This window comes from Lactiplantibacillus garii (assembly GCF_003885105.1).
GTDB classification, from domain to species: Bacteria; Bacillota; Bacilli; order Lactobacillales; family Lactobacillaceae; genus Lactiplantibacillus; species Lactiplantibacillus garii.
Genome location: NZ_QWZQ01000002.1, coordinates 113,951 through 126,029 on the forward strand (window position 1 = coordinate 113,951; position 12,079 = coordinate 126,029).

Annotated in this window: 13 protein-coding genes; 11 read left to right on the top strand and 2 right to left on the bottom strand. The window is 49.8% G+C overall.

The window, feature by feature from the left end:
• Nucleotides 1-140 precede the first annotated feature (140 nt).
• The 6 genes from rplM to D1831_RS01345 all read left to right on the top strand — a co-directional run bounded on the left by rplM (nt 141) and on the right by D1831_RS01345 (nt 4,283).
• The gene (rplM, locus tag D1831_RS01320) at nt 141-584 is read left to right on the top strand and encodes a 50S ribosomal protein L13 (protein WP_125070883.1); all 444 of its coding nucleotides are present in this window, start codon (nt 141-143) and stop codon (nt 582-584) included.
• 13 nt (nt 585-597) lie between these two features.
• Entirely contained in the window at nt 598-990 is a 393-nt protein-coding gene (rpsI, locus tag D1831_RS01325) for a 30S ribosomal protein S9 (protein WP_047999212.1), read from the top strand.
• Nucleotides 991-1,130: 140 nt separating this feature from the next.
• On the top strand, nt 1,131-1,529 hold the full coding sequence (locus D1831_RS01330) for a hypothetical protein (protein ID WP_125070885.1): 399 nt from the start codon (nt 1,131-1,133) through the stop codon (nt 1,527-1,529).
• A 209-nt stretch (nt 1,530-1,738) separates the two neighbouring features.
• Nucleotides 1,739-2,476, top strand: a complete 738-nt coding sequence (locus tag D1831_RS01335) for a metal ABC transporter ATP-binding protein (protein WP_125070887.1) — start codon at nt 1,739-1,741, stop codon at nt 2,474-2,476.
• Complete coding sequence (locus D1831_RS01340) at nt 2,476-3,351, top strand: metal ABC transporter permease (RefSeq protein WP_125070889.1); 876 nt, start codon at nt 2,476-2,478, stop codon at nt 3,349-3,351. Before D1831_RS01335 ends, D1831_RS01340 begins: the two co-directional genes overlap by 1 nt.
• Entirely contained in the window at nt 3,348-4,283 is a 936-nt protein-coding gene (locus tag D1831_RS01345) for a metal ABC transporter solute-binding protein, Zn/Mn family (RefSeq protein ID WP_125070891.1), read from the top strand. The genes D1831_RS01340 and D1831_RS01345 overlap by 4 nt, the downstream gene beginning before the upstream one ends.
• Nucleotides 4,284-4,561: 278 nt before the next feature.
• Here D1831_RS01345 and D1831_RS01350 read toward each other — a convergent pair whose 3' ends face one another.
• Both D1831_RS01350 and D1831_RS01355 read right to left on the bottom strand, forming a co-directional pair.
• Nucleotides 4,562-4,873, bottom strand: coding sequence for a hypothetical protein (locus D1831_RS01350; RefSeq protein WP_125070893.1), 312 nt, complete (start codon nt 4,871-4,873; stop codon nt 4,562-4,564).
• Nucleotides 4,874-4,903: 30 nt separating this feature from the next.
• Nucleotides 4,904-5,800 carry a LysR family transcriptional regulator gene (locus D1831_RS01355; protein ID WP_125070895.1) on the bottom strand — a complete coding sequence of 299 codons (897 nt, stop codon included), beginning with the start codon at nt 5,798-5,800 and terminating at the stop codon, nt 4,904-4,906.
• 203 nt (nt 5,801-6,003) lie between these two features.
• Between D1831_RS01355 and D1831_RS01360 the strand changes: the two genes are divergently transcribed.
• The 5 genes from D1831_RS01360 to D1831_RS01380 all read left to right on the top strand — a co-directional run bounded on the left by D1831_RS01360 (nt 6,004) and on the right by D1831_RS01380 (nt 11,812).
• Nucleotides 6,004-7,659 (top strand): malolactic enzyme, encoded by a 1,656-nt coding sequence (locus tag D1831_RS01360; protein ID WP_125070897.1) that lies wholly within the window; start codon nt 6,004-6,006, stop codon nt 7,657-7,659.
• An 83-nt stretch (nt 7,660-7,742) separates the two neighbouring features.
• Nucleotides 7,743-8,714 carry an AEC family transporter gene (locus tag D1831_RS01365; protein WP_125070899.1) on the top strand — a complete coding sequence of 324 codons (972 nt, stop codon included), beginning with the start codon at nt 7,743-7,745 and terminating at the stop codon, nt 8,712-8,714.
• 243 nt (nt 8,715-8,957) lie between these two features.
• The gene (locus D1831_RS01370; protein ID WP_125070901.1) at nt 8,958-9,839 is read left to right on the top strand and encodes a zinc ribbon domain-containing protein; all 882 of its coding nucleotides are present in this window, start codon (nt 8,958-8,960) and stop codon (nt 9,837-9,839) included.
• A 20-nt stretch (nt 9,840-9,859) separates the two neighbouring features.
• A complete protein-coding gene (locus tag D1831_RS01375) occupies nt 9,860-11,353 on the top strand; it encodes a zinc ribbon domain-containing protein (RefSeq protein ID WP_125070903.1) in 1,494 nt (497 codons plus the stop codon).
• A gap of 27 nt (nt 11,354-11,380) precedes the next feature.
• A complete protein-coding gene (locus D1831_RS01380) occupies nt 11,381-11,812 on the top strand; it encodes a zinc ribbon domain-containing protein (protein WP_125070905.1) in 432 nt (143 codons plus the stop codon).
• Nucleotides 11,813-12,079 lie beyond the last annotated feature (267 nt).

The window sequence follows — 12,079 nt, forward strand, 5'->3', positions numbered from 1 at the left end:
CGACACGCTTACTGAAAACGAATTAAAGATTGACTTCTGAAGCTAAGTTAGGTAAACTAATCGTTGGTATTGTTTGCCCCACGATAAGCCCCGGAAATCTTATTGAGTGTCAAGCAAAACAGAAAATGGAGGAACACAACGTGCGTACAACATATATGGCTAAACCAGGTGAAATTGAACGTAAATGGTATGTAGTTGATGCAACCGATGTACCTATGGGTCGCTTATCTACTGTCGTAGCATCAATCTTACGTGGTAAGAACAAACCCACCTTTACCCCTAACGTGGATACTGGTGACAACGTTATTGTTATTAATGCAAGCAAGGTCGCTTTGACTGGGAAGAAAGCAGAAAAGAAGATTTATTATCATCATACTGCTTATGCTGGTGGTTTAAAGGAACGGACTGCCGGTGACTTCTTAGCTAAGGAACCTACTAAGTTAATTGAAACTTCAGTTAAGGGTATGCTTCCTCACAACTCTTTAGGTCACAAGATGGGCTTGAAGTTGCATGTTTATGCTGGTGCAGAACATACGCAACAAGCACAAAAGCCTGAAGTTTTGGACATCACTAACTTAATCTAAGGAGGAAACTACATTGGCTCAAGTACAATATCGCGGCACAGGCCGTCGTAAAGATTCAGTTGCCCGCGTACGTTTAGTACCAGGTACTGGTAAAATTGTTATGAATGATAAGTCCGTTGAAGACTACATTCCATTTGCAGATATTCGCAAGGAATTGTTACAACCATTCGAAGTTACTGAAACCTCAGATCAATACGATGTTTTAGTTAACGTTAATGGTGGTGGCTTCCATGGTCAAGCCGGCGCAACTCGTCATGGGATCGCTCGGGCATTGCTCGAAGTTGACCCTGATTTCCGTACTCCATTAAAGCGCGCGGGTCTCTTAACTCGTGACGCTCGTATGAAGGAACGTAAGAAGCCAGGTTTGAAGAAAGCCCGGAAAGCTTCACAATTCTCAAAGCGTTAATATTTTTAGAAAATTCGTTGTTTTACCAACATTTTCGCCAAAGAAAAGCACGCGTCTGCGGACGGGTGCTTTTTTATTACGGGTAAAATCAAATTGCGTTCCGGAGTATGGAACGGTAAGCTAGGACTGAGGTAATTAAAATGATAAAAAAACTAGTTACGGATTATTTGCTGGCACTTCCCGGTTACTTGATCAGTTTATACTTAGTTAGCCCGGTGAACGGGGTTAGTTGGTGGCTGTGGGTAAGCTACCTCTCCGTTGGTTACTGGTTAGCCGCTCCGTATTTACTAAAAGTACGGCCGACCGTGGGTGTGATTCGGGGAATGGAGTCGTACGAGCCCCCGTACGTTAAACAGTTGACGGATCCGGACAAACGGGCGCCGCGCGAACCCGTCACCGCTCCGGCAACCATTGGAACGGTCGTACGTGAGGTCGGGGGCTTCGGCCTTTTGCGGGTCGTTTTGACCCGGTGGGGATTGTTTGTAATCGCCCTGCCGTGGTTACTGGGAATTGTAATTCATCACGTGATTAAACACTAATTCAAAGTGAAAGAACGAACGCTCGGCGGACGTTCTTTTTTTGACCACGTTGTTTTGAAAGGGAGAACGACCTGGGTAGTCTACTTTTTTATTTATTTTTACAAAAAAGTTAACGACACCTAACAATTATTTGCATAAAAGTTAATTATCCGTTATGATGAGGGTTGAACGTAGTATTACTGACAACCGCGATGAACGGAGGAAATTACATGCTAAAAGTACAAAACCTCACCGTGGCCTACAGTGACACACCAGTCTTTACCGACGTTGCCGTTAACTTTAACGCCGGCAAAATTACTGGGATCATTGGCCCTAACGGTGCGGGAAAATCCACCCTGATCAAAGCCATGCTCGGCTTGATCAAAGCGCAAACTGGAACGGTCGAATTTAATGGTCATACGTTAAAACAATTTCAAAAACAAATTGCTTACGTGGAACAGCGCAAAGATCTTGATTTGACCTTCCCAATTAGCGTTTTTGACGTCGTTTTGACTGGGACCTACGGCAGGCTGGGGCTGTTTCGTCAGCCCAGTAAAGCGGACCGGCAACGGTGTTTAGCCGCCTTACAACGGGTCGACCTGGCGGACCTGGCCGACCGCCAAATTGGCCAACTTTCCGGTGGACAACTGCAACGGGTCTTTGTGGCCCGCGCCATTTTACAAGACGCCCAGCTGATTATTTTAGACGAACCCTTCGTGGGGATCGACCTGCAAAGTGAAACGGCCATCATGGCGATCCTGCACCAGTGGCGGGACGCGGGTAAAACCATCATCGTCGTCCACCACGATTTAAATAAGGTCTCGCGGTACTTCGACGACCTGGTGATCTTAAATCACGGCATCGTCGACTACGGCCCGGTGCAGGACGTTTATACGCCGGCCAACATTGAACGCACGTTTAGCGCTGATCTCTCAGCCGTGTTATTCACTCAGGGAGGTGCCCAATAATGCAATCAATAACGACTTTTATCACCGCGCTCGGTAAGTACGATTTCCTGCAAAGCGCACTGATTACCGCCATCATGGTGGGAATCATGTCCGGGATGATCGGGAGCTTTATTATCTTACGGGGGATGTCGATGATGGGGGACGCCATCTCGCACGCCGTGTTACCGGGGGTCGCCGTGGCCTACATGCTGGGCATCAACGTGATGATTGGTGCCTCGGTCTTTGGCATTCTCGCCGCTGGTCTGATTGGGCTGGTCGCCAATAAAAGTAAAATCAAAACCGATACCTCGATTGGAATCGTGTTTAGCGCCTTCTACGCGCTGGGTTTCATTCTGATTTCACTGGCCGAGAGTTCGACCAACTTGCACCACATCCTGTTCGGAAACATCCTGGCGGTGAGTGACACCGATATGATGACGACCACCGTGGTGCTGGGACTAGTGATCCTGTTTATCGTGTTCTTCTATAAAGAACTGCTGATCACGTCGTTTGACCCGACCTTCGCGCAAACGTACGGGTTTAAAGTCCAAGTGTTACACTACGCCCTCATGTTGGTGTTAACGCTGGTTACCGTTTCGGCGTTGCAGACCGTTGGGATCATTCTAGTCGTGGCGATGCTGATCACCCCGGCCGCGACCGCCTTTTTATGGACGGACCGCCTGGGCGTGATGCTGGGCCTGGCCGCCGGAATTGGGGCGGTGGCGTCGGTCGTTGGACTGTACTTCAGTTACACCTTTAACTGGGCGTCCGGCCCCGCCATCGTACTGGTGGCCGCCGTGTTATTCGGAATCTCGTTTGTGATTTCGCCTAAGCAGGCGTTACTGCCGAGTTTGTTTAAGGGCAAGGCGCGGATGGGGCGCCGGGTGCCCGCATGAAAAAGAATCTAATCGCCTTGATTGGCGTGATTGCGATGATCACGGGGATGGCGGTATTTTTAAACCAGCGCCAAAACGTGGAAGCGGAAACGACGACGAGTGAGCGTCTCCGGGTCGTTAGTACCAACTCGATCATCGACGACATGGTTAAAAACGTGGGCGGCAAGTACGTTGACCATTACAGTATCGTGCAGCGCGGGACCGACCCGCACGAATACGAACCGCGGCCGACCGACATTGCGGCGACCGCCGAAGCCGACGTGGTTTTTTACAACGGCCTGAACCTGGAAACGGGCGGTAACGGCTGGTTCAAAAAGCTCGTCCAGTCGTCCAAAAAGCGATTTAACGAGGACGTCTTTGCGGTCAGTCGGGGCGTTCAGGTCAAGTACCTGACGACTAACGTGAACGAACCCGATCCGCACGCCTGGTTAGACCTCGCTAACGGGATCAAGTACGTTGAAAACATTAACCAGACGCTGCAAAAAAAAGATCCGCAGCACGCCGCGCAGTACCAGCAAAATACGGACCGCTACGTGGCCAAACTGACGAAGCTGCATACGCGGGCCCAGACCAAGTTTAAGCAGATTCCCAAGGCGCAGCGCTTGCTGGTAACGTCGGAAGGGGCCTTTAAATACTTTTCCGCGGCGTACCACGTGCCGGCGACCTACATTTGGGAGCTGAACACCGAAGCCCAGGGGACGCCGGAACAGATGCGGACCGTCATTAAAAAAATTGACCAGTCCCAAGTCAAGCACCTGTTCGTCGAGTCCTCGGTCTCACCCAAGTCGATGCACAAGTTGGCTAAAGAGACCGGCGTGCCGGTTGCTAACACAATCTTTACCGATTCGTTAGCCGCCAAGGGCCGCGTGGGGGACACCTACTATACAATGATGAAATGGAACCTGGATAAGATTTACGCGGGTTTGAAATAACTAAGTACGCCCACCTTCGAGAATGGAAGGTGGGCGTATTTTTGGTTTGTGAGGATGATGAGCGCTAAAACCATGCTTTTTACGTTCATTCATACGGAAAATAAGAGCGACTGATGATTCATAAAAAGTGATGTAATAAAAAAACGACCACCCGCATAGCGGGTGATCGCGTGGCCGGCTTCACAGACCTTCGGAACGCTTGCGCGCCGATCCGGAGCTGCCGGCCGTGGTTTGGCACCGTCAAACATTATGGCATGAATGGTGGGTGGCCGTCAACCTTAATCTTGTTGTTCGAATGATAATTCGCTCATCGAGAGTTCGAGGTCGTCTAACACGTCGTTTTCACTTAAGAACTGGTCCCAGGCGGCCGGCGTTTGTTCGCGGGTGTGGGGCTGGATCTGGTCGTGGATCTTGGTGATGACGTCGTCCAGCATTTTTTCGGCTTTTCGGTTGATCTCGGCGTCGTTAAAGCGCCGGGCGGGGAGCCGTTCCATGTTTTGTTTGTTTAAAAAGGCCGTGGCCTTGTCCATAAAGATGGTGACCACCTGTGAGTTGGTTTCAAGGTACGTTTTGAGCGTTTCGTTATCCAAGTTAGTTTCCTCCTAATTAGGCTAGTTTCATTATACCGGTTTTTCCGGTTCCAGGGAGGCGTGCAGGATCTCCAGTAATTTTAGCTGGGCCGGCGTTAAGATGTGCGACGTCCGGTAAACGATACTGGTAATGAATTCGGGCTGTTCGTCATCGAGTAACTCCAAACGCACCACGTCGTCGATGTAGTGATCCACAATGTTGGTCAAAAAGCCGACGCCGACGTTTTCACTGATCACCTTCATTAACATGTGGGTGTCGTTGGAACGGAAGACGATGTTGGGGCGGAAGTGGTTGCGACGGGCTAGCCGGTTAAAGGCGGTGTTGTGCACGAAGTTACTATTAAAGAAAACGAACTTTTCGTGCCGCAGCTCACTGAAGTAGATCCGCTTACGGTTGGCGAGCGGGTGGTTTTTGGCGACAAAAATACTAAACGGGGCCCGGTCGAACTCCTCGGCAATCAACGCCGTGTAGGAAATGGGGTCGACCGACCCCAGTAAAGTCATGTCCACGCGGCCGTCGCGGACGGCGTCGCGCAGCGCGTTGGAGCCGCCCTCAACGGTTTCAATGTTGCCCAGCAGACCGGCCCGTTCCAACTTAGCCGCAATTGGCGGGAAGTAGTGGTTTTCGATGATCGGTGGCAACCCCAGGACGATCTGTTGCTCGGTCAGGTTGTTAATTTCCTGGTGGGCAATGCTCAGCTGACGCAGGATGATGGCCGCGTGTTCGGCGAGTTGCCGCCCGCTGGCCGTGACCGTAATGTCATTGTGGACCCGGTCTCTGATAATCAGTTTGGCCCCGAATTCGGCCTCTAACCGTTTAACTGCCAGCGTAATGGTCGGCTGACTAACATCAAAATACTTAGCAACTTTTGAAAAGTTTTTTTGTAAAATTATTTGATTGAAATAAGCAAGGTCCTTTGTGTTCATTTTTTCTCCTTTAATACCAGCGTTTGTCAACACCTTATAAATTATATTTATATCATACCACGGATTTGACTATAAGATTTCCTTAAGATTAAACTGTTGTTTGTAAATTGATAAGCGCATTGCGTTGACGAAATGAAACGTAATCCGTTAGCCTATAAAATGTTGTAGGCCTAGTTAACACAATTAACTAATTAATCAAAAAAATGGAGGAATTAATTATGACAAAAACTGCTGACAGTATTTTAAATAACCCATTTTTAAATAAGGGGACCGCGTTTACCAAAGCGGAACGGAAAGCTTTAGGGCTGACCGGGACGTTGCCAAGCAACGTTCAAACGATCGATGAACAAACGACCCAGGCCTACGCGCAGTTCCAAAGCAAGAGCACCCGTTTAGAAAAGCGGATCTTCTTGATGAACTTATTCAACGAAAACCGGACGTTGTTCTACCACTTGATGGACGAACACGTGGTTGAATTCATGCCGATCGTGTACGATCCGGTCGTTGCGGATTCCATCGAACAATATAACGAATTATTCTTAGATCCTCAAAACGCCGCCTTCGTTTCCGTTGACGCACCGGAAGACGTGGAAGACACGTTACGCAACGCCGCGGAAGGTCGCGACATTCGCTTGGTCGTAGTGACCGACGCGGAAGGGATCTTAGGTATGGGCGACTGGGGTGTTAACGGGGTTGACATCGCCGTTGGTAAATTAATGGTTTACACCGCCGCTGCCGGGATCGACCCGTCACAAGTTTTACCGGTCAGCATCGATGCCGGGACTAACAATCAAAAATTATTGGACGACCCGTTGTACTTAGGTAACCGTCACAAGCGCGTTTACGGTGACCAGTACTACGACGTTATCGACAAGTTTGTCGAAGCTGAACAAAAATTATTCCCAGACTCATTGCTTCACTGGGAAGACTTCGGTCGTTCAAACGCCCAAGTGATCTTAGACAAGTACAAGGATAAGATCGCCACGTTTAACGATGATATTCAAGGAACCGGGATGGTTGTTTTAGCCGGAATCTTGGGTGCCCTGAACATTTCTAAGGAAAGTATCAAGGACCAAAAAATCTTATCATTCGGTGCCGGAACCGCCGGGATGGGGATCGCCAACCAAATCATGGACGAACTCATGCAAGCTGGTTTGACCGAAGAAGAAGCCAAGCAACACTTCTACGCCGTTGATAAGCAAGGGTTGTTATTCGACGATACCGAAGACTTAACCCCAGCCCAAAAAGCCTTCACCCGTAAGCGCAGTGAATTTAGCAACGCCGACGAATTAACCAACTTGGAAGCCGTTGTTAAGGCCGTGCACCCAACCGTGATGATCGGGACGTCAACGCAACCAGGGACCTTTACCGAAAGCATCATTAAGGAAATGGCCGCTCACACCGACCGGCCAATCATCTTCCCACTGTCCAACCCGACGAAGTTAGCCGAAGCCAAGGCCGAAGACTTGATCAAGTGGACCGATGGCCGGGCCTTAGTTGCCACCGGGATCCCAGCGGACGACGTGGAATACAAGGGCGTGACTTACCAAATTGGTCAAGGAAACAACGCCTTGATGTACCCGGGACTTGGGTTTGGTTTGATTGCCGCTACCGCCAAGGTCTTGAACAACGAAACCTTGTCCGCCGCTTGCCACGCATTAGGCGGCATCGTCGACACGTCCAAGCCAGGGGCCGCCGTATTACCACCCGTTTCTAAGATCACGGAATTCTCCCAGACCTTAGCCGAAGTGGTTGCCCAAAGTGTCCTGGATCAGAAGTTGAACAAGGAACCAATCAGCGACGCTAAAAAGGCCGTTGCTGACATGAAGTGGGTTCCAGAATACAAGGCCGTTAAGTAATTAGTGGTCGGCAAAAAAGAGAGAAGTACTAAATTAGTTTTTAGAGAGAACTAAAATTGTAGAGAAGTGGGGCTAAATAACTCATGACTGTTTTATGGAATTCGATTCAAAGTGTCCTGGTGGTCGTTTTAATTATGATCCTCGGGTACGTACTACGGCGGACCGGTTGGTTTGACGATAAGTTTGCGGGGACCATCTCGAAATTTATCAAGAACATCGCGCTGCCCGCATCAATCTTCGTGTCCGTGTTAGGACGGTTGACCCGTGGCCAGCTGGCGTCGTTTGCCGGCTACCTGGCGTACGCCTTCATCGCCGTTATCATCGGCTACTTGATCGCGTTCGCGCTGGTTAAAATCATGAAGATCCGGCCAGGACGTAAGGGGATCTTCGTTAACGCCATCGTCAACGCCAACACCATCTTCATCGGGTTACCTTTGAACATGGCGCTGTTCGGCGAAAAGAGTATGACGTACTTCCTGGTTTACTACGTGGTCAACACCGTTTCAACCTGGGCCTTCGGGGTCTTCTTGATCTCAAACGATGACCCGACTAAGCCGAAGGAAAAGACGCACAACAAGATCGACTGGAAAAAGGTTATCCCAATGCCATTAGTTGGTTTCTTAGTGGCCTTAGTATTCTTACTATTGAACGTGAACCCAACTAAGATCTCGTTCATCGGTTCAACGTTAACTTACGTTGGGAACTTGGTAACGCCGTTATCCCTGATCTACATCGGGATCGTGCTGGCCGACGCCGGTTTGAAGAGTATCCGCTTTGACCGCGACACGGTCGTGGCCTTGATTGGCCGGTTCATCTTATCACCAATCATCATGATCGCGGTCTTGATGGTCGTTGGTAACCTGGGTGTTCAGATGCCATCCTTGGCTTCACAAACGTTGATCGTGCAATCCGCAACGCCAATGTTGGCCGTCTTGCCAATCTTAGCGAACGAAGCTCACGGGGACGTGGAATACGCCACCAACGTGGTCACGACCAGTACGGTGCTGTTCATCGTGGTCGTACCAGTCTTGATGACTTTGATTCAATATATTTAATTTAATGACGCTGTAATGATTGCGGTCCGAGTATCCCGAAAACGGGTGCTGGGGCCGCTTTTTTGATGGTTATGGCATTAAAACTTTTGTTCTTAATATATTAAGAATTTGATAAATTAAAGAGTAGTTATGGTAAAGTAAGCATAGGGAAAAGTTGGTTGTGCAGACCGACTGCCGTGCCAATCGGCAAGTGGGGATGAGCAACTCAGCTCGTGCTGATCAATTACAGAGGAGTGATGGGAAATGAAATTTTGTCCAAATTGTGGGGAGCCGGTAGAATCCGACACCCGGTTTTGTACCCACTGTGGCTTTGACCTAGAACAGGCCACGGGAGCGGGGAGCAGCGCGGCCACGAGCAATGCTGGTGCGGCCACGACGAGTGCTGCCAGCCAGTCGGAGCAACCGGCAGCGGGGGAAGCCCAGCCGGACCGGGTGGCGCAGTTGCAGTCCCTGTCGAAAAACTACTTTAAGTGGTTCGTCGATTCTTTAAAGCGACCGAACGAAGAAGTCGCGGCCCAGAAGTACTTCGGCCTCGTGTCGATGTTAATTAGCGCGTTACTTTTGACGGTGGCGATCGTGGCGGCCATCAACCGGTGCATTAAGCAGGTCGCGGCGGCCGCCAGCAACGTGGTAACGGTCAAGGGGCTCTCGTTTTCAATGGACTTTAAACTGTTTACGTTAGTGGTGATTGGGATCCTTTTTTACGTTTTGATTGGCTTTGGTGCCAGCATGCTGGGGGACAAAAATAACGCCGTCAACTTCTTCGACTACGTTAACCGCTTTGGTCACCTGACGAACGTTGCAATTATTTTTAATTTAATTTTGATTATTTCGGTTTACACGGTGACCTTTAACGTGGATTCACCACTGACCTTCTTTAAACAGCTCGGATTTACGCTGATGGTCACGATGGTGATTAGTTTAATTTGGCAAGTGGGTTACATTCTCTCCATTAATAATTCGATTCACACGGAACGTTTTAATAAGTTTTACGTGATCGTGTTAGCCATGATCGTGCTGTCAATTGCGTTTTATATTTTTGGCCGGGTCGAATGGGAGAACTTAGCCCTGGACTTTTCGTCGGAATTTTCACGTTACACCAACGGATTAGGCAACTTGTTCTAAGGTCATGGGAGGCAAACGAAATGCAAACTAATCATAAACGTTACCGGGCGGCCGATGACCAGGGCGGCAATCAAACCATGTTCTGTCCGAACTGTGGCAAACCAGTCAACGCCACGGATGAATTTTGTGGGAACTGTGGGTTCAATTTGAAGGCCTACCACGCCAAAAGTACGGCTTCCGCGACCGCCGGACAACCTGCGAGCGCGGCAAGTCAAACGACCCGGGAAAGTCCGGTGGCACCAACGCGCAGTGGCCACGGCACGTCCACGCCAACTACGGCACGCCCTAGTCACCCGACGCCCAAGTGGGTCTGGATCACGGTGGTCGTGGTGGTACTCGTGTTAATCGGGGGCTACCTGTTCGGTAAGAACTACTATTCCCGTTCGGCGCAGTTGGACCGGGCGGTGACCGCCGTGAAAAACGGCAACAAGGGCGTGGCCGACTACTTTAGTACGTCCGACCCGAATTTGAAGCTCAGTGACGCCAAAATCGCGCCGCTGACCAAGTACTTTAAGTCCAAACCCGCGAGCCTGGCTAGTTTTAAACGCCAGCTTAACGCGGGACAGACGGATGATGACCGCTTTACCTACCAGTTAAGTGGCAAGGCCTGGTTGTTCTTCGACAAGTACACCATCCACGTTAAACCGGTTTACCCGACCGCAACGACTAACCGGGACGGCGCGAAAATCAGCGTTGACGGCAAGCAGGTGGCGACGTCTAACAGTACCAGCTATTCCAAGCAGCTCGGGCCGCTGGTTCCCGGTAACTATAAAATTGCGGCGACCGGGACCGTGAACGGACGGAAGATGACCAATACCGGGACCTATTACGTGGATAAGGCTGGCCAAAGTATCGACCTCGCGCTGCGGACGATCTCCTTTACGGTCGAAACGTCCCCGAAGACGGTCGTTTACGTGAATAATGAGAAGATTGGCACGGCCGACTCCGCCGGGGAACTGGACGTCAGCGAATTACCGTGGTCCGGGAACTTGGAAGTGACCGGGAAGTACGGCAGCGGTTCGTCGACCGTGACGTCCAAACCGTACCAGGTGACCAGCAATGACGAGACCGTTAACCTGGAATTTACCGGGGTCATGAGTTTAGACGATGCCAAGGACTACATGGACGAATTATGGACGGCGGTCAACAACGTGACTTCCAGTGGTGACGAAAGTGATGCCAGTGACGATAACGACACTTCGCTGAGTGACTACTACGTCGACGGTGCCGACAACGCTCAGTATAAGGAAATGATCCGGATGGCGAAGGGCTACTACAACGACGATGACATTTACAGTGTCGACTACGACTGTGAAGTCCGGTCGGTGGTCCCAACCGGGAAGGACAAGTTTACCGTAACGTACTACTTGACCTACACCTTTGAACTGGAAGATTCAACTCACACCCAGGAATTTAGTTATAACGCCGACATGGAAAAGTCCGGCACGGACGACTACAAGATCATTAAGGTCACGGGTGGTCAGAAGTTGCGGGACACCCACGAAGACGATTAATTTAGAAGACGAAGAGGGGAACAGAACATGCTGAATGAACGTTACCGGGTCTGCCCGAAGTGTCAGCACGAAAATGGCATTGATGCTAATTTTTGTTTAAACTGTGGTAACCAACTATCCACGGACGATGAGGAGTTGCGCCTACCGAACGCCGGTGACCAACACTTCTCACACCCGGCGGTGCAGTTGGACGCCGCGGAACAGGCGGCCGTTGACCAACTAGTCGTGACAACCGGCACCATTCCAAACGGCTTCACCCGCGGCGGCGCGGTGTTTGCGACCGGCAACAACCAGGGCGTCCGGGGTTATAAGGGTGCCTGGGAAGATCTCAACGTCAACCTTTGGCGCCTGTGCGTGGGGCACCACTACGCCGGGGTGGCCAACTTAAAAATTGTGCCGACGGTCCGTGGGGACTACGTGGAACTGTTCGGGTACGCGGACGGCTTAAACCGAAATTAAAGCTAATTTTTAAAGGGAATCACTTCAGAATGGAGGCGATTCCCTTTTTGTAATCAAATTGTTAGATTGCAAATTTTATCATTTCACATTGTTTTATTCATGAACAATGACGTGTTAAAGGTTATGAGGTTTATCAGGATTGGATTTTTACAGGATAGGAAATCTAACAGAATTAACAAAATTACAATAATTTATAAATTATGATATACATAATTTCATTTGAGCGATGAAAAGATAAGTTGAAATTTCAAATGAAAATTAATCAAC